Source organism: Pseudomonas sp. MWU12-2345 (genome assembly GCF_023242385.1).
GTDB lineage: Bacteria > Pseudomonadota > Gammaproteobacteria > Pseudomonadales > Pseudomonadaceae > Aquipseudomonas > Aquipseudomonas gingeri_D.
Genome location: NZ_JALLJA010000001.1, coordinates 1,290,327 through 1,306,702 on the forward strand (window position 1 = coordinate 1,290,327; position 16,376 = coordinate 1,306,702).

General features: G+C 60.7%; 17 protein-coding genes, 1 tRNA gene and 1 pseudogene. 4 read left to right on the top strand and 15 right to left on the bottom strand.

The window, feature by feature from the left end:
* Position 1: 1 nt before the first annotated feature.
* The 3 genes from M5C71_RS05430 (at position 2) to M5C71_RS05440 (ending at position 3,698) form a co-directional block, all read left to right on the top strand.
* Entirely contained in the window at positions 2-1,036 is a 1,035-nt protein-coding gene (locus M5C71_RS05430) for a histone deacetylase family protein (RefSeq protein WP_248767395.1), read from the top strand.
* Between the two features lie 50 nt (positions 1,037-1,086).
* Entirely contained in the window at positions 1,087-2,139 is a 1,053-nt protein-coding gene (locus M5C71_RS05435) for an ornithine cyclodeaminase (protein WP_248767396.1), read from the top strand.
* Between the two features lie 143 nt (positions 2,140-2,282).
* Positions 2,283-3,698, top strand: a complete 1,416-nt coding sequence (locus tag M5C71_RS05440; RefSeq protein ID WP_248767397.1) for an amino acid permease — start codon at positions 2,283-2,285, stop codon at positions 3,696-3,698.
* A gap of 71 nt (positions 3,699-3,769) precedes the next feature.
* On the opposite strand, the pseudogene M5C71_RS05445 reads toward M5C71_RS05440, so the two are convergent.
* Positions 3,770-4,141, bottom strand: a pseudogene (locus tag M5C71_RS05445) (putative metallopeptidase); the annotation flags it as partial.
* Between the two features lie 73 nt (positions 4,142-4,214).
* Here M5C71_RS05445 and M5C71_RS05450 point away from each other — a divergent pair.
* Entirely contained in the window at positions 4,215-4,736 is a 522-nt protein-coding gene (locus tag M5C71_RS05450; RefSeq protein WP_248767398.1) for an N-acetyltransferase, read from the top strand.
* A gap of 651 nt (positions 4,737-5,387) precedes the next feature.
* On the opposite strand, the gene M5C71_RS05455 is transcribed toward M5C71_RS05450, so the two are convergent.
* The 14 genes from M5C71_RS05455 to phnC form a co-directional block, all read right to left on the bottom strand.
* Positions 5,388-5,474 (bottom strand) — tRNA-Leu (locus M5C71_RS05455).
* Between the two features lie 427 nt (positions 5,475-5,901).
* Positions 5,902-6,651, bottom strand: a complete 750-nt coding sequence (gene phnP, locus M5C71_RS05460; protein WP_248767399.1) for a phosphonate metabolism protein PhnP — start codon at positions 6,649-6,651, stop codon at positions 5,902-5,904.
* Positions 6,642-7,211 carry a phosphonate metabolism protein/1,5-bisphosphokinase (PRPP-forming) PhnN gene (gene phnN / locus M5C71_RS05465; RefSeq protein ID WP_248767400.1) on the bottom strand — a complete coding sequence of 190 codons (570 nt, stop codon included), beginning with the start codon at positions 7,209-7,211 and terminating at the stop codon, positions 6,642-6,644. Before phnN ends, phnP begins: the two co-directional genes overlap by 10 nt.
* Positions 7,211-8,356, bottom strand: coding sequence for an alpha-D-ribose 1-methylphosphonate 5-triphosphate diphosphatase (locus tag M5C71_RS05470; RefSeq protein WP_248767401.1), 1,146 nt, complete (start codon positions 8,354-8,356; stop codon positions 7,211-7,213). The genes phnN and M5C71_RS05470 overlap by 1 nt, the downstream gene beginning before the upstream one ends.
* Positions 8,346-9,065, bottom strand: a complete 720-nt coding sequence (gene phnL, locus M5C71_RS05475) for a phosphonate C-P lyase system protein PhnL (RefSeq protein WP_248767402.1) — start codon at positions 9,063-9,065, stop codon at positions 8,346-8,348. The genes M5C71_RS05470 and phnL overlap by 11 nt, the downstream gene beginning before the upstream one ends.
* A 29-nt stretch (positions 9,066-9,094) precedes the next feature.
* Positions 9,095-9,907, bottom strand: a complete 813-nt coding sequence (phnK, locus tag M5C71_RS05480; RefSeq protein WP_248747360.1) for a phosphonate C-P lyase system protein PhnK — start codon at positions 9,905-9,907, stop codon at positions 9,095-9,097.
* Positions 9,904-10,776, bottom strand: a complete 873-nt coding sequence (locus M5C71_RS05485; protein ID WP_248767403.1) for an alpha-D-ribose 1-methylphosphonate 5-phosphate C-P-lyase PhnJ — start codon at positions 10,774-10,776, stop codon at positions 9,904-9,906. Before M5C71_RS05485 ends, phnK begins: the two co-directional genes overlap by 4 nt.
* Complete coding sequence (locus M5C71_RS05490; RefSeq protein WP_248767404.1) at positions 10,769-11,845, bottom strand: carbon-phosphorus lyase complex subunit PhnI; 1,077 nt, start codon at positions 11,843-11,845, stop codon at positions 10,769-10,771. The genes M5C71_RS05485 and M5C71_RS05490 overlap by 8 nt, the downstream gene beginning before the upstream one ends.
* A complete protein-coding gene (gene phnH / locus M5C71_RS05495) occupies positions 11,845-12,444 on the bottom strand; it encodes a phosphonate C-P lyase system protein PhnH (RefSeq protein WP_248767405.1) in 600 nt (199 codons plus the stop codon). The genes M5C71_RS05490 and phnH overlap by 1 nt, the downstream gene beginning before the upstream one ends.
* The gene (gene phnG, locus M5C71_RS05500; protein WP_248747364.1) at positions 12,444-12,881 is read right to left on the bottom strand and encodes a phosphonate C-P lyase system protein PhnG; all 438 of its coding nucleotides are present in this window, start codon (positions 12,879-12,881) and stop codon (positions 12,444-12,446) included. The genes phnH and phnG overlap by 1 nt, the downstream gene beginning before the upstream one ends.
* Positions 12,882-12,895: 14 nt before the next feature.
* Positions 12,896-13,600, bottom strand: coding sequence for a phosphonate metabolism transcriptional regulator PhnF (gene phnF / locus M5C71_RS05505; protein WP_177098796.1), 705 nt, complete (start codon positions 13,598-13,600; stop codon positions 12,896-12,898).
* 35 nt (positions 13,601-13,635) lie between these two features.
* On the bottom strand, positions 13,636-14,418 hold the full coding sequence (gene phnE / locus M5C71_RS05510) for a phosphonate ABC transporter, permease protein PhnE (protein ID WP_248767406.1): 783 nt from the start codon (positions 14,416-14,418) through the stop codon (positions 13,636-13,638).
* A gap of 59 nt (positions 14,419-14,477) precedes the next feature.
* Positions 14,478-15,482 carry a phosphonate ABC transporter substrate-binding protein gene (gene phnD, locus M5C71_RS05515; protein WP_248767407.1) on the bottom strand — a complete coding sequence of 335 codons (1,005 nt, stop codon included), beginning with the start codon at positions 15,480-15,482 and terminating at the stop codon, positions 14,478-14,480.
* Positions 15,483-15,527: 45 nt separating this feature from the next.
* Positions 15,528-16,361, bottom strand: coding sequence for a phosphonate ABC transporter ATP-binding protein (phnC, locus tag M5C71_RS05520; RefSeq protein WP_248767408.1), 834 nt, complete (start codon positions 16,359-16,361; stop codon positions 15,528-15,530).
* Positions 16,362-16,376: the final 15 nt, after the last annotated feature.

The window sequence follows — 16,376 nt, forward strand, 5'->3', positions numbered from 1 at the left end:
AATGTTTACAGTTTTCAGTGATTCCCACCGTTTGCACCACGGCACCGAATTGAAAGACGGCGTGCTCAAGCCGTCGTTCGAACAGCCCCGTCGGGCCGATACCGTCCATAACCGCGTCAAGCAGGTAGGCCTTGGGCAGATCATCGAACCGCGTGCATTTGACCGCACGTGCTACGTCAACGCGCACAGCGAGCGCTATGTCAGCTTTCTGGAAAGTGCCTGGACAGAATGGTGTGCGACCGGACGTACCCACGATGCCCTGCCGCTGGTATGGCCGGTGCGCGACCTGGCCAACGAGCAAGTGCCGAGCTTTATCGACGGCAAGCTTGGTTTCTATGCCATGGACGCTGGCTCCCCCATCACCGCCACCACATGGCAAGCGGTAAAAACCAGCGCTGATATCGCGTTGACCGGACTGGCGCTGATTGATGAAGGCCACGACAGTGCCTTTGCCCTTTGCCGCCCGCCGGGCCATCACGCAGCGCGCGAATACATGGGCGGCTACTGCTATCTGAACAACGCGGCCATTGCCGCACAGCAGGCCATTACCCAAGGCGCCAAACGTGTCGCCGTACTGGACGTCGACTTTCATCATGGCAACGGTACCCAGAACATTTTCTACGGGCGCAGTGATGTCATGTTTGTCTCGCTGCACGGCGAGCCAGCGGTGTCCTATCCGTACTACTCAGGCTTCAGCCACGAAGTCGGCGCGGGTGTGGGCGAGGGTTACAACTTCAACTATCCACTGCCGAAAAACACCACGTGGGAAAGCTACCGCAACGCCCTGCTCCACGCCTGCAAAAAGCTCCAGCAGTTCGCGCCTGAAGTGCTGGTGATTTCACTGGGTGTCGACACGTTCAAGGACGACCCCATCAGCCACTTCCTGCTGGAGAGCGAGGATTTCATCGGTATCGGAGCGCTGATCGCGAGCGTCGGCAGCCCCACCCTGTTCGTGATGGAAGGCGGCTACATGGTCGATGAAATCGGCATCAATGCGGTCAACGTGCTGCACGGTTTCGAGAGCAAACGCAGCTGAGCCATCCCCCGTTCTACAGCCTTTCAATTACTGGATCGGAGAATAAGAGCATGACACTTTTTATAGATGTCGATGATGCTGCACGCCTGTTCACCCAGGTCGGCATCCGCCGGGCCATCCGCGAAATGGCGGGCTACATCGAAGCGGACTACGCACGCTGGGCGCAATTTGATAAATCGCCGCGCACGGCCAACCACTCGGCAGACGGTGTGATCGAACTGATGCCCACCGACGATGGCCAGCAGTATTCGTTCAAATACGTGAATGGCCACCCGGACAACGGCCAAAGGAACTTGCTGACGGTCATGGCCTTCGGTCTTCTGGCTGATGTGCAGAGTGGCTATCCAACCCTGCTCAGCGAACTGACATTGACCACCGCCGTGCGTACCGCGGCAACCTCCGCGCTCGTTGCACAGTCGCTTGCTCGCCCGGGTGCAACCTCGATGGCCATCATCGGCAATGGTGCCCAGAGTGAATTCCAGGCGCTCGCGTTTCATGAAATGTTGGGCATCAACGAAATCCGCATTTTCGATATCGATCGCGACGCTTCACTCAAGTTGAAGTACAACCTGGCGGCGTACCCGGAGATCAAAGTGATTCTGGCCAGCTCTGTGAAGGAAGCGGTCAAGAATGCGGATATCGTCACCACGGTCACCGCCGACAAAGCCTACGCAACGATTCTGACACCCGAGATGATCGAGCCCGGCATGCACATCAATGCTGTCGGCGGTGACTGCCCGGGTAAAACCGAACTGCACGCCGACATCCTGCGCAACGCCCGGGTCATCGTGGAGTTCGAGCCGCAAACACGCATTGAGGGCGACATTCAGCAATTGGAAGCCGACTCCCCAGTGGTCGAGTTTTTCCGGATTGTGCAGGGCGAAGTTCCCGGACGCGAGAACGATACGCAGGTCACTATCTTCGATTCGGTAGGTTTTGCCCTGGAAGACTTTTCATCACTGCGCTACGTGCACGACCTGGCGCGGGAGCATGCCATCGGTGAGCGCATCCATCTGGTACCGACGCCTGCCAACATCAAAAACCTTTACCAACTGCTGGATCCGCAACCGGCAAAAGCCTCGTGTCTGCGCACAGTCAGTTGATCTGTAATGGCCGCCTCCAAGCGACTTTGCGAGGGGGACATTCCCCCTCCAGCCACAGCTGTCATTCGCCTGCATCTCTAACAAGAACGCTCGACACCTACTTTCTGCCAAAACTCAAAAACATAAAATCAAGAGGTTTTGAAATGAAATCGACCCCCTCCGGGCTGCTTGAACAGCCCGCGCTGCAGCGTACGCTCAGTAATCGTCACATCCAGTTAATGGCCATGGGCGGTGCCATCGGTACAGGTCTGTTCATGGGCTCCGGGAAGATCATCGCCCTCTCCGGGACGTCGATCATCCTCATCTACATGATCATCGGTCTGTTCGTTTTTTTCGTCATGCGTGCCATGGGCGAAATGCTCCTTTCCAACTTGAACTTCAAAACCTTTGCGGACTTTGCCGGTGCCTACCTGGGCCCGCGCGCGGCATTCTTCCTCGGCTGGTCGTACTGGCTGAGCTGGAGCGTGGCGGTGATAGGCGATGCCGTTGTGGTCGGTGGATTTTTCCAATATTGGTTCCCCGGGGTACCTGCGTGGATACCCGCCGTGGGGATGCTGGCGACACTGTTCGCGCTAAACGTGCTGACGGTCAGGCTTTTCGGTGAGGTGGAGTTCTGGTTCGCGATCATCAAGATCATTGCCGTCGTGACCTTGATCTGCGTCAGCACCGTGCTGATTGCCACCTCCTTCGTGTCCCCCAGTGGTGTAACCGCTTCCCTGAGTCACCTGGTGGATAAACAGGCGGCCTTCCCCAACGGCTTGTTCGGTTTTTTTGCCGGATTTCAGATGGCCATTTTCTCATTCGCCGGCACCGAGTTGATCGGCACCGCAGCCGCCGAAACCCGATCTCCGGAGCAGACCCTGCCCAAGGCAATCAACTCCATTCCGCTGCGGATCATCCTGTTCTACGTACTGGCACTGACCTGCATTATTGCCGTGACGTCGTGGCAGCAGGTTTCTCCCATCAAGAGCCCTTTTGTCGAACTGTTCCTGGTTGCAGGTTTTCCCGCAGCAGCCGGTATCGTCAACTTTGTGGTACTGACGTCTGCGGCATCATCGGCCAACAGCGGCGTATTCTCATCGAGCCGCATGCTGTTCGGGCTGGCCAACCAGGACAACGCTCCGGGGATTTTCCGGCAACTGTCGAGTAACAGCGTGCCGCTGCTGAGCCTGGCGTTCACCACGCTATTGATGCTGGTGGGGGTGCTGGTGCTGTTCATCGTTCCGGAAGTCATGACCGCCTTCACCATCGTCTCCACCGTGTCGGCGATTCTGGTAATTTTCACGTGGTCGACCATCCTCGCGTCTTATATTGCCTATCGTAAAACTCGTCCTGAACTGCATGCGAAATCGATCTACAAAATGCCTGGCGGCGTGCCTATGGCCTGGCTCTCCCTGGCCTTCCTGAGCTTTGTTCTTTGTCTGCTGGCATTGAGACCAGATACCCGAATTGCCTTGATGGTCATGCCGGGGTGGTTCATATGGTTGGCAATTGCATACCAGTTGACCTGCTCCAGAAAACCCAAACTCGCTGACGGTTCGGCAAATCAATACAGCTGATGTTCAAAACAGACTGAAGGCCAGCCCAACAGCGCCCCGACTTGTTCGGGGCGTTTGTTTTTGTGCGAGTAGCAGAACTCTTCGTCACTGCACTGGGCGCAGTAGTCCGCGGCCAGGGTCATGATGAAAGCCGGCACCTCGCCGAACCAGTCACGCATCTGCGGCTCCATTCGGGCCGTCTGCCAGCCACCGGCGCGGAACGCTACCTGCTCGGCCTGGCCCAGTACCGTGCGGCCCTGTTTCTCGAACTGGGAAGACGCCTACATGACCCGGATGTCTGCATCCAGCAGGTGGGCATGGTCCTCGTTGTGGATGCTGCCGGTGTCGACCAGGATCTCAGCTTGGAGCCACCCCCATACCTCTGGGGCCGGCGCCAGGCGGATGCCGAAGTCGGGGAGCTCGGACAGCTCAAGCAGCGACAATGGAGGGCATGGCCTATCCATGGATCACCTTGAGCTTGAAATAGCGGCGCGTTGCCGGTATTGGTTGGAGTCATTTGGTGCAAGGAGCAGGACAGTGATCACAATTCGAGAGGCAACGATTGAAGACCTTCAAACGCTCCGAGATATCGGCATAGAGACTTACAAAGAGCACTTTTCTGATATCTGGACCGCCGCAGGAATACAGAACTTCCTAAGCGAGGACTTCTCCGTTTGTGAACTGCAGAAATCTATCGGATCACCTGCCAAGCATTGCTGGCTCATTGCACTCAACGAGGAAGACCAGGCCGTAGGCTTTTCGAAGGTCAACTGGTCCAGACCAATCCCAATATCTGATCAGGTTGGAGCCGAGCTTCAGAAAATTTACTTCCTCAAGTCTCAGGCTGGCAAGGGCTACGGAAAGCAGCTTCTCCAGTTCATTCATGACTCTGCACAAAACCACAATGAAGGATTCATATGGCTGGACGTGCTGAAAACCAATTCAAATGCACAGCGCTTCTATGAACACTTCGGATTCAGAGCGCTAGGAGAAATACCTTTCAGTACTGATATGGCCGAAATCGGAATGCTTGTGATGTGTTGTGATTTGACCCGGTAGGCTCGCATCGTTCGCATCCTAAGAAGGTTGCCAGGTTGCCATGGGATTGCTTATTCACCTGGCGGCTCCAACAGCACATCAATCAGTTTTTGCTCTCCTAGCCTAAAGCATTCGCTGCACTTCCATATCAAGGGTGAGCGCGAAACTGGCGACCGGTTCCGTCCGAAAGAACAGTTCGGCGAAGTGATGAGCGCCAAGCTCGACGAAAACAAGGTGGCAGTCAACATGCGAATCCGAACGAAGTGGGAACGCATGCTGGCTTCCCTGTACTTCGGTAACGCCATTCTTGTGATCGACTGCGATCCGGATGAATTCTCCTGCGGGCTCGACGACTGATCAGTCAGCGCCACGTCGGCCTAACAAAAACTTGATGCTGCAAACCCAGGTCGCAGCCGAGTGGTCTTGGATTAGGTCACGACCTGAATGCCCGGCTGGAAATGCTGACGTTGCCCTGGTCCGGAACAGTTGTGCGCGACATAAGGGTATGTCTCCTCGCTCGAACCGGAGGCTACCCCTGACTTTATCCTTAAACCGACTGGGTTCCAGCAGAACTGACCAGAACCAGACGAAACGCCAAAACGAAAAAACCCGCCAGAAGGCAGGTTTTTCAGGGGTTCCAGAGAATTCGTAAGCGCTCTATGGAATGCAAGATGGTGCCCGAAGCCGGAATCGAACCGGCACGCCCTTACGAGCGGGGGATTTTAAGTCCCATGCGTCTACCAGTTTCGCCATTCGGGCGGTAGCGCGGTGAAGCGGTCTACGCAGTGGCTTATTTTCCGAGCCAAAGCCCTTCAAAACCTGCCAGCCAACCTGGTGCCTGCGCGACAAGGGGACGAATATATACATCCCCATCCGGCGAAGCAAGTTTGCCGACGTCAATTCCCCACGCCACACACATTTCGCAACCATCTGATTTTCAAAGAATTGCCCGGCACCTGGCATGCCTCGAACCAGGACGCCCCCTCAAGGCCCCTCCCACCTGGCCAAGTCATTGGATTTCCAAAGGTTATGCATCAAATTGATATCGGGCTGTAATTATTTCATCACAAACGGCCGCCATAATCGGGCACTGCCAAAGGATCTGGCCCCATCCCAAGAAGCCCGCACATGCGGGCTTTTTGCTGTCTGGCGCGAAAGCGCTGGGCCTCCAAGCCCACAAACAAGGCTAAAGCACCCGCCCATCCCAACCAACCGTCACGTTACCCGGCAATTCCTGACGATGCGGCAGCAACCAGGCATCCAGCGTATGCCCGACGTGGGTCAACACGCCCTGCCCTGGCTTTAATTCTTCGATGCACTGCAATGCCAGCGTCAAATCATTGTGATTACGCGGTGCCTGGGGCTGCGGCGGCATCGAACAATCAAGCACCAGCACGTCGAGCGCTTCGCTTTGCAGCCAGGCCGTCGTCGCCGGCGGCAAGCCGACAGTGTCGGTGAGGTAGGCGATGCGCCGCCCCTGCCCTTCGAACAGATAACCCAGGGTCGGTTTTGAGTGTTGCAGTGGCAGCGCCGTAACACTGAGCAAACCGAAATGCCGGGTTTCGAATTCAGCGAAAGGCTGACCGAAATCGAGGATGCCAGGGTGTTTGTAGAGATCGGACAAACCCTCCGGATCCACCGGACCGTGCACAGGAATCATCAACCCATGACCCCAACGCAGATGCAGCAGCCCCTGGGCGTGATCCGCGTGGTAATGGGTCTGGAAAATGCCGTTGAAGCTTCTCGGTGGAAAGCGTTCGGTGAGGTCGGGCAAGCCGCTGTCGATCAGCCAGCGCTGGTCGCCACACTCGATCAGCGCGCTACAGGGCAGACGCCGCAGGCTTGCATCACCGAGGGCCAACTCGCAAGCGACACATTCGCAACCGTAGACCGGCACTTGCCGGGCATCACCGGTGCCGAGCAGGGTCAAGCGCATAGAGTTTCTCCATTAAGGCACGCCAGCAAGCACTCGACTGTGCGCTCCAGCGCTCCAGAGTTGTCGATCAGGCACAACCCTGGCACGGCCTCGGCGATCAGGTCCTCACTGAAGCAGACATTACGCGCCAACCGTTGGTCAATTTCCGCCAGCGATTCACGTCCGCGTGCCAGCAAGCGTTGACGTAACACCGCCTGATCCACGCTCAGCAGCAACACCCACAACTGCGGATAGCGCAAACGCGTTTGCGCCAGATGGCCACGGGAACCATTGACCAGCACGTCCTCCCCCGCCGCCAGCCAATCATCGATATCCCGAGGAATGCCATAGGACAACCCATTGGCGTGCCAGCTCAGGGCAAACTCGCCCTGAGCCTCCAGCACAGCGAACTGCTCCGGGCTCACGCCCTCGGCCGCCTCGCCCCCCGCCTGCGCCGAACGGGTGATCACCCGCCGCGCGATACGGCATCCCTGTTCGGCCAGGCGCACTCGCGCGGCATCCAGCAGGCTGTCCTTGCCCGAACCGGAAGGCCCGATGAGATAGATCAACCTGCCTGCCATCAAAACACCCTGTTCGCTTGTCGCCAGACCTGTTGCACCACCGGCAGTCCATCCCGGCACCTGGCCTGCACCAGATCAGCCCGCAGGCCGATGGCAATTTCGCCGCGATCGCTCAAACCGGCCGCGCGCGCCGGCGCCAGACTGATCATCTTGACCGCTTCGGGCAGATCGCAGTGATTGTCCAGCGCCGCCAGCGAGAACGCGGCTTGCAGCAGGCTCGCCGGGTAGTAGTCGCTGGACAATATATCCAGCAATCCCTTGGCGGCCAGGTCGGCGGCGGCCACATTACCCGAATGGGACCCGCCACGGACCACGTTCGGTGCCCCCATCAACACGCTCATGCCCAGCCGCTGGCAGCCCCGGGCCGCTTCCAGGGTGGTGGGGAATTCGGCGATGGTCATGCCGTAGCGCGCCGACTCCTCGACATGGGCCACGGTCGCATCGTCATGGCTGGCCACCGACAGGCCACGGGCCAGGCAGTGTTCGACGATGGCGGCGCGATAACGATCGCTGTACTCCTTCGAGTTGGCCATTTGCAGGACGATAAAGGCATCCATCGTCTCGTCGTTCAAATGGTACTTGCCCATGTAGTACTCGCGGTACTTGGACTCCAGCACGAACTGACGCTGGCCCGGCGAGTGGTCCATCACCGACACCAGCTGCACCAGCGGGTTTTCCACCAGGTCGCGGAATACGCTCAGGGTGTCCGGGTGGCAGAGTTCACAACGCAGGTGCAGGCGGTGTTCGGCGCGGGTCAGCCCAGCGCCCTCGGCTGAAGCGATAGCCTCCAGCATCGCCGGCAGTTTCTGCATGCGATTGCCCTTGGGATTGACGTCGCCGATGGACACCGCGTCGAACACCGTGGTGATCCCGGCGGCGATGATCTGCGCATCATGGCTGAGCACCGCCGACGTCGACGGCCAGTCCACGCCGGGGCGCGGGGTCATGTGTTTTTCCAGGTTGTCGGTGTGCAACTCCACCAGGCCGGGCAACAGGAAATCACCGTTCAGGTCCTGGGCCTGGGGCAACTGGCTGCGGCCTTCGGCGATATCGACGATCACCCCGTCACGCAGCACCACGGAGCCCTCGATCACACGGTCGGCCAGGACCAGACGGGCATTGCTGAGGATCTGTTCAGCGGGCATGGGCGTATTCCTCTTCGGCAACGGCGGTTGGGGTCATGTCGAGATGACGGTCGGCCACCGCTTCACGGGCGGCATGGTCGTGGAAAATGCCGATCAGCGCGGTACCGCAGGCCTTGGCTTCGTTCATCAGTTCCAACACCACCTGGCGATTGTTGTCGTCCAGGGACGCGGTGGGTTCATCCAGCAACATCAGCGGCCAGGCGACCATAAAGCCCCGGGCGATATTGACCCGCTGCTGCTCGCCACCGGAGAAAGTGCCCGGCGCCAACTGCCAGAGACGCTCGGGGATATTCAGGCGACCGAGCAAGAGTTCGGCACGGGAACGCGCCAGGGCCTTGGACCAGCCACGGGCCAGGGCCGGCTCCATCACCACGTCCAGACAGGCAACACGGGGGATCACCCGCAGGAACTGGCTGACATAGCCGAGGGTCTGCTGGCGTACCTGGAGAATGTCCCGCGGCGCGGCGCCCACCAGCTCCAGCCACTCACCGGCATGCCTCACCCGAATGCTGCCGCCCGCCGGCAGATAGTTACCGTACAAGGTGCGCAACAAGGTACTTTTCCCGGCGCCGGACTGGCCATGCAGCACCAGGCATTCGCCGGCCCGCACACTGAAATCCACCCCGCGCAGCACATTCAGCACCACGCCATTGTGCTGGTGCAGGGTGAAGGTTTTCGAGAGGCCACGGACCTCGATCAAGTTAGTCATCGCACTGGATTCCACTTCACGAACAAGGCTCATGGCTGCAACACCGAAGACACCAGCAGTTGCGAGTAAGGGTGTTGCGGATCGTCGAGGATCTGGTCGGTCAGCCCGGTTTCCACCACATGTGAGCGGCGCATCACCATCAGGCGGTCGGCCAGCAGACGCGCCACCGCCAGGTCGTGGGTGACGATCACCACCGCCAGGTCCAGCTCCCGGACCAGGCCACGCAGCAGGTCGAGCAAACGTGCTTGCACCGAGACGTCGAGGCCGCCAGTGGGTTCGTCCATGAAGACCAGGCGCGGGCTCGATACCAGGTTGCGGGCGATCTGCAGGCGTTGCTGCATGCCGCCGGAAAAGGTCCGGGGCAAATCGTCGATACGCTGCGGGTCGATTTCCACCTGGCTCAGCCAGTCGAGGCCAGCGCTACGCAGCTGCTGATAGTTGCGTACGCCCTGGGCCATCAGCCGCTCACCGATGTTGGCACCGGCCGATACGCCCATGCGCAAACCATCCCGTGGGTTCTGTTCGACAAAGCCCCATTCGGTGCGCAACAAGGTCCGGCGCTCGGCCTCGCTGGCGCTGTACAAGTCCAGCCATTCACCGCCCTTGCCGCGATAACCGATGCTGCCACGCTGGGGCGGCAGGCGCCCGCTCAACAACGAAAGCAAAGTGGATTTTCCCGAGCCGGACTCACCGACAATCCCCAGCACTTCACCGGGATACAGGTCGAAGCTGACACCCTGGCAGCCCTTTTCCAGGCCGTACAACAACGTCAGGTCACGCACTTGCAACAGCGGTTCGGCGGATAGGCTGACCGACTGCTCTTCCATCAGGGACAGGTTCATTGCTTGCTCTCCTGCTGCTCGACCCGTTGGGCGCAGTACCAGGTGTCGGAACAGACAAAACGCTGGGTGCCGGCGTCGTCGATGATCAGTTCGTCGAGGAAGGAGTCGTGGCTGCCGCAGATAGCGCAGCACTCTTCCCACTTCTGCACTTCGAAGGGATGGTCTTCAAAGTCCAGGCTGGTGACGCGGGTGAACGGCGGCACCGCGTACAAACGCTTTTCCCGTCCAGCACCAAACAGCATCAACGCCGGGCTCATATCGAGTTTCGGGTTATCGAATTTGGGAATCGGCGACGGGTCCATCACGTAGCGCTCGTCGACCATCACCGGGTAGGCGTAGCTGGTGGCGATATGGCCGAAGGTGGCGATGTCCTCGTACAACTTCACATGCATGACCCCGTAATCGTTGAGGGCGTGCATGGTCCGGGTCTCGGTTTCCGAAGGCTCGATAAAACGCAACGGCTCGGGGATCGGCACCTGGTAGACCATGATCTGATCGGCTTGCAACGGCGTTTCCGGGATGCGATGACGGGTCTGGATCACCGTGGCGTCAGGGGTGCTTTCAGTGGTGGCAACACCCGCCGTGCGGGCAAAAAATCGCCGAATGGAGACCGCGTTGGTGGTGTCGTCGGCGCCCTGGTCGATCACCTTGAGCACATCCTCGGCCCCCAGGATCGCCGCGGTCAGTTGCATGCCGCCGGTGCCCCAGCCATAGGGCAACGGCATCTCGCGACCACCAAAGGGCACCTGGTAACCGGGAATCGCCACGGCCTTGAGCAAGGCGCGGCGGATCATGCGCTTGGTCTGCTCGTCGAGGTAGGCGAAGTTGTACGCCGGGTCGCGCGCAGGCGCTTGGCTCAGGTCATTCATGGCGTTTCCCCTCGGCCGGTTGGCGCAGTTTGCGGATCAGTTCCAGTTCGGACTGGAAGTCCACGTAGTGAGGCAATTTGAGGTGCGAGACAAAGCCCGCCGCTTCGACGTTGTCGCAATGCATCAGCACGAACTCTTCCTGCTGCGCCGGCGACTGGATCTCTTCGTTGAACTCTTCAGCGCGCAGTGCACGATCCACCAGGGCCATGCCCATGGCCTTGCGCTCGGCATGCCCGAACGCCAGGCCGTAGCCGCGGGTGAACTGCGCCAACTCCGTGGCCGAACCGACGAACTGGTTGACCATCTCGCACTCGGTCACTTCGATACTGCCCAGGCAGATGGGGAAACCCAATTCTTCCGGGTCGATCCACACCTCCACGTCACCGATCCGGATTTCCCCGGCGAACGGGTGGTTGCGGCCGTAACCACGCTGGGTCGAGTACCCCAGGGCCAGCAGGAAACCCTCATCGCCACGGGCCAGGGCCTGCAAGCGCTGGGCACGGCTGGCCGGAAACTCCAGGGGATCACGGGTGATGTCGGCGACGCTTTCGCTGTTGTCGGCCTCGTTCTTGATCAAGCCTTCCTTGGCCAGCAAACCCAGTACCCGTGGGCACGGTTCAAGACGAGCATCAGGCGTGACCCGGGGCCCCGGGTATTCGCCCTCGGCCAATAATGCAAAGTCCAGCAGGCGATGGGTGTAGTCGAAGGTCGGCCCCAGCAGTTGGCCGCCGGGCACATCCTTGAAGGTCGCGGACAAACGCCGGCTGAGGAGCATCTGCGAGGTGTCGATCGGCAGGCTCGGACTGAAGCGCGGCAACGTGGTGCGGTAGGCCCGCAACAGGAAGATCGCTTCCACCAGGTCCCCCGCCGCCTGCTTGATCGCCAGTGCGGCCAGCTCTTCGTCGTACAGCGAGCCTTCGCTCATGACCCGGGCCACGGCCAGGGGCAGTTGCTGGCGGATCTGCTCGACACTCAGCTCAGTGACGGAGGTGTCGCCCCGGCGCTTTTTCGCCAGCAGACGGTGGGCATTGTCGATGGCCTGTTCGCCACCCTTGACGGCTACGTACATCAGGCAAGCTCCTCTGCGATATGGGCGACCCGGGTGCTACGGGGCAAACCGATCAACTGCGGGCCGGCGGCAAACAGCACGTCCAGGCCACGGGGAAAAACCTCACGGCGTTGGCGTTCCAGCCAGAAGCCTGGAGGCAACGGCAGACTGACCCGACGTGTGCTCTCGATGCCCGGGCCGCGCCAGCTCAACTCGCGGCCGGACTCCAGAGCGGGCAACTGGATCAGCAAGGTGCAGGACTGGTCCGGGTAACGATCATTGCCGTGGTCGAAACCGCCCAGGTCCAGCAGATCCGCTTCGCCGAGCAAGGCGAACGCGGCCTCCTCCCGGCGGAGGGTCAACGGACAGCCGCAGTGGAACGCCAGGTTGGCGCGGATCAACGGCGTATCGAAGGCCGGCGCCACCCACAACGGCGTATCCACATCCAGCAGCGCCAGGCACAGCGCATAGGTGGCGGGCGCCAGGCCTTCCAGGCTTGGCGCGGTGGCCAGGGACTGGACCAGACCAGGCTCGGCCAGCGCCTTGAGGGCGGCGCGAAAGCCGCGCTGGGCATCCAGTACCGGGTCGACAAACGCCGGTTGCAACAACTGTGGATTCATCAGTTTTCTCCTCGAACCAGGGTGAAGAACTCCACCTTGGTGGCGGCGGTGTCCGCCTCTTTTTCCGCGCGGCGGGCGGCCTGGGCATCAGCCAGGGGGGTGATCAAGTCGCTAAGCCACAGGCTCCCTTGCGCCCCCTGCAAATGCGCGTCGGCCAAGGCCGCCAGCTCGGCGTGCACCTTGTCGCGACCGGCCAGATAGCTGTAACCGGTACGGCCATCGGCCAGGCGCACCACGCAACGGGTCACGCTCATTTCGCCGACGTTGAACGGCGCACCGTTGCCGCCCATACGGCCACGGACCAGGGTCATGCCGATCTCCGGGGCGCGGATCAACTGGTAATCAACGTCGCGCAAGGCGGCTTCATGGGGGAGCAATTCACTGCGTCGGGCACGGGCAAGCACACCGATCCAGTGCTGACGTTGGGACGGGTTCATCAACGGGTTCTCCATCAGGTGACGACCTGGTACTGAAAGCGATCCGAACGACTGGTGGACTGGGCCAGCTCCACCGGGCGGCCGTCGCGATCGCGGGAAAGGGTAAACACGGTCAGGGCCGGCAAATGCCGGGGCATCATCAACAGCGCGGCTTCGTCGCGGTTGGGCAGACGGGCACCGATCAAGCTCTGGGTCCGCGTCAAAGGCAGGTCCCGCTCACGCAGGTACTGGCGCAGGGAACCGCCGTTGTAGTCCGCCAGCAGCGGCGCATGGCTGGCGCAGTAGCGATGGCGGATCAGGCTCACGGGCTGGTGGTCGAGTTTGCGCAGGGTCTGCAATTCGATCATCGGCGCCATCTCGGCAATGCCCAGTTGTTGCGCTTCGTCGCGACTGGCGTAGCAGTAGCGGCGTTTGAGCAGTATCGCCTCCACCCCGACACCCTGGGCCGACAATGACTGGCTGTAAGAGGTCTCGGCGCCCATCGGGTAGATCAGCGGTCGCTCCAACACCTGGGTGCCCTTGCCCTGCAAGCGCAGCAGGCTGCCTTCGAACACCAGCTCATCGATGGCCCGGCGCAGGGTGTGGCGGTTGACACCGAAGCGTTCGGCCAACTGCACTTCGCCCGGCAGGAAGTCGCCGGCCTGATAACTGCTCAGTTCGCGGCGCAGGATATCGGCCAGTTCGCGGTACACCGGCTCATCTTGTCTAGACAACTGCATCGTTAAAAAAAGCGCCCAGGGGCACCCCTCCGAAATCAGATGAACTGCTTGCGCAGGCGTTGGGAAAAGACATCGATCAGGCTGACAACGACGATGATCACCAGCAGCACCGCGCAGGTCTGGACGAACATGAAGGCACGGATGTTTTCCCAGAGGATCACTCCGATCCCGCCCGCCCCGACCATCCCCACCACCGTCGCCGAGCGCACGTTGGCTTCGAAGCGGTAAAGCGCGTAGGAGACCCACAGCGGCATCACTTGCGGGATCACGCCGTAGATCACTTCCTGCAAGGCGCTGGCACCGGTGGCGCGAACGCCCTCCACCGTGCCCGGATCGATGGCTTCGACCGCTTCGGCGAACAGCTTGGCGAGTACGCCGGTGGTGCTGATCCACAGGGCCAGGACCCCGGCAAACGGACCCAGGCCGACCGCCACCACGAACAACATGGCGAAGACCATTTCGTTGATCGAACGGAACGCATCCATCACCCGGCGCAGCGGCTGGTGGACCCACCACGGCGTGATGTTGTCGGCGCAGAGAATCCCCAGCGGCACCGAACAGACAATCGCCAGCACCGTGCCCCAGAGGGCGATCTGCACGGTGACGATCATCTCCTTGAGGTAGGAGCGCCAGTCATGGAAATCCGGCGGGAAAAAGTCGGCGGCGAAAGTCGCCATGTTTCCCGAATCGCGGTACAGCGCCAGCGGGTTCATCTCGGCGCCGCGCCAGGCCCAGGCCAGCAGGACCAGGAACAAGCCCCAACCGACGTATTGCGGCCAGGTGTGCTTGCCGACAGCTTCAGCGTGCAGCGTGGTCATGATCGACTCTCATCAAGGCAGCTCAGAAAAGGCGCGGCGTGCTAGCGCCGCGCCGAGGATCAACCGGCGTTGGCCGCGGTCTTCTTGTCCAGCTCGGTGAGGCGCTGTTGCAACTTGGCCAGGTCGGCGTCGATAGCCGCCAGTTTCCTGGCCTTGTCGGCCGCCTCCAGGTGGTCGTCGGCGCTGACGATGGTGCGTTGCTTGAACAGTTCCAGTTGGCGGATCGGCAGCAATTGGTCATCGCTGGACACAAGGAACTTGCCCAGTTGCATGCCCTTGAGCACGGCCTTCTCTTCATCGGTGTTGCCGTAGCCGAGGATAAAGTCGCGAATCCTGGCCTTCTCGCTGTCACCCAGGTTCTTGCTCCAGACCATCGGGTCGGCGGGAATCAGCGGCGACTTCCAGATCACCTTGAGCATGGCGGCCTTGTCCGGCTGGGTGACTTCCAGGCGCTCCCAGCTTTCAGTGTTGAAGGTGGCGACATCCAACTGCCCCTTGGCCACGCTCAAGGCATTGACCTCATGGCTGGAGTTGAGCGTGCGCTTGAAGGCGGTGGCCGCGTCGACATGGTTCTTGGCGAACACGTAGTAGCCCGGCACCAGGTAGCCCGAGGTGGAGTTCGGATCACCGTTGCCGAAGGTCAGGTTCTTGGCGTTCTTGAGCATGTCCTCCACGGAATTGATCGGGCTGTTCTTGTTCACGATCAGCACGCTCCAGTAACCGGCCGCGCCGTTGGCGGCGGAGGTCTGGGCGAAGATTTCACCGTTGGAACGGTCCACCGCCTCCATGGCCGCCTTGTTGCCCAGCCAGGCCACGTCGACCTTGTTGAAGCGCATGCCCTGGATCAGGCCGGCATAGTCGGAGGCAAAGGTGGCGTTGATGGTCAGGCCGGTTTTCTTGTGCATGTCATCCAGGAACGGCTGCCAGATGCTCCGCAAGTTTTGCGAAGACTCGGTGGACATGATGCCGAAGTTGATCGCCTTGTCAGCGGCCTGGGCATTGCCCAGCACACCGGCGGCCAACAAGACGGCGGACAGACACACGTGACGGATACGGTTCAACATTGAAGGATTCCTGTGGGTGGAATACTGCCGGGGGAACAAGGGTATTCAGAGGCTCGCCAACACCAGTCGGGGCGTGACTTCGGGGCGGCGGCTCTGGTCGGAAAACATCAGGCTGGTGTCGAGGTCGGCACCGTACAAATCGTTGAGGAACTGGCTGCTGAGATCACTGCCGCGCCCGTCGTAATGAATCCGCCCGCCTTTCAGCGCCACCGCACGGGGGCAATAACGCATGGCGTAATCGACTTGATGCAGGGTGACGACTACGGTCTTGCCGTCGCGGCGGTTGATATCGGCGAGGATTTCCATGACCTTGCGCGCCGACTCCGGATCGAGGGAGGCGATGGGTTCGTCGGCCAGAATCACCTCGGCGCGCTGGGTCAGGGCCCGGGCAATCGCTACACGCTGCTGCTGACCACCGGACAAGGTCGAGGCGCGCTGCGCCGCGAGATCGGCAAGACCGACACGGGCCAGGGACTCCATGGCGAATTGCTTTTCCTCGGCATTGAACAGGCCGAGGCTACCGCGCCAGCGTGGCATGCGGCCCAGACAACCGAGCAGCACGTTGTCGAGCACGCTGAGGCGATTGACCAGGTTGAACTGCTGGAAGATATAACCGATGTCGGCGCGCAAACGCCGTACCTTGCCGTTCAAACGCCCGGACACCTGCACATCCCGCCCGAGCACCTTGACGCTGCCGCCGTTGCTTTTGTCGCAACAGGCCAGGCCCGTGAGGTGACGCAACAAGGTCGACTTGCCGGAGCCGGAAGCACCAATCAGCGCGACCATTTCACCGACCGCGATGGTGAGGTCGAGATCGACCAAGGCGCTCTTTCGCGCAAAGGTCTTGTTCAGATGTTCGACACGGATCGCTGGATGCATGGGCCGCTCTGTCTG

Bases quoted from the DNA above. Each gene is read 5' to 3' on its own strand.
- M5C71_RS05430 (WP_248767395.1), top strand. From the start codon at position 2: ATGTTTACAGTTTTCAGTGATTCCCACCGTTTGCACCACGGCACCGAA.
- M5C71_RS05435 (WP_248767396.1), top strand. From the start codon at position 1,087: ATGACACTTTTTATAGATGTCGATGATGCTGCACGCCTGTTCACCCAG.
- M5C71_RS05440 (WP_248767397.1), top strand. From the start codon at position 2,283: ATGAAATCGACCCCCTCCGGGCTGCTTGAACAGCCCGCGCTGCAGCGT.
- phnP (WP_248767399.1), bottom strand. From the start codon at position 6,651: ATGCGCTTGACCCTGCTCGGCACCGGTGATGCCCGGCAAGTGCCGGTC.
- phnN (WP_248767400.1), bottom strand. From the start codon at position 7,211: ATGGCAGGCAGGTTGATCTATCTCATCGGGCCTTCCGGTTCGGGCAAG.
- M5C71_RS05470 (WP_248767401.1), bottom strand. From the start codon at position 8,356: ATGCCCGCTGAACAGATCCTCAGCAATGCCCGTCTGGTCCTGGCCGAC.
- phnL (WP_248767402.1), bottom strand. From the start codon at position 9,065: ATGACTAACTTGATCGAGGTCCGTGGCCTCTCGAAAACCTTCACCCTG.
- phnK (WP_248747360.1), bottom strand. From the start codon at position 9,907: ATGAACCTGTCCCTGATGGAAGAGCAGTCGGTCAGCCTATCCGCCGAA.
- M5C71_RS05485 (WP_248767403.1), bottom strand. From the start codon at position 10,776: ATGAATGACCTGAGCCAAGCGCCTGCGCGCGACCCGGCGTACAACTTC.
- M5C71_RS05490 (WP_248767404.1), bottom strand. From the start codon at position 11,845: ATGTACGTAGCCGTCAAGGGTGGCGAACAGGCCATCGACAATGCCCAC.
- phnH (WP_248767405.1), bottom strand. From the start codon at position 12,444: ATGAATCCACAGTTGTTGCAACCGGCGTTTGTCGACCCGGTACTGGAT.
- phnG (WP_248747364.1), bottom strand. From the start codon at position 12,881: ATGAACCCGTCCCAACGTCAGCACTGGATCGGTGTGCTTGCCCGTGCC.
- phnF (WP_177098796.1), bottom strand. From the start codon at position 13,600: ATGCAGTTGTCTAGACAAGATGAGCCGGTGTACCGCGAACTGGCCGAT.
- phnE (WP_248767406.1), bottom strand. From the start codon at position 14,418: ATGACCACGCTGCACGCTGAAGCTGTCGGCAAGCACACCTGGCCGCAA.
- phnD (WP_248767407.1), bottom strand. From the start codon at position 15,482: ATGTTGAACCGTATCCGTCACGTGTGTCTGTCCGCCGTCTTGTTGGCC.
- phnC (WP_248767408.1), bottom strand. From the start codon at position 16,361: ATGCATCCAGCGATCCGTGTCGAACATCTGAACAAGACCTTTGCGCGA.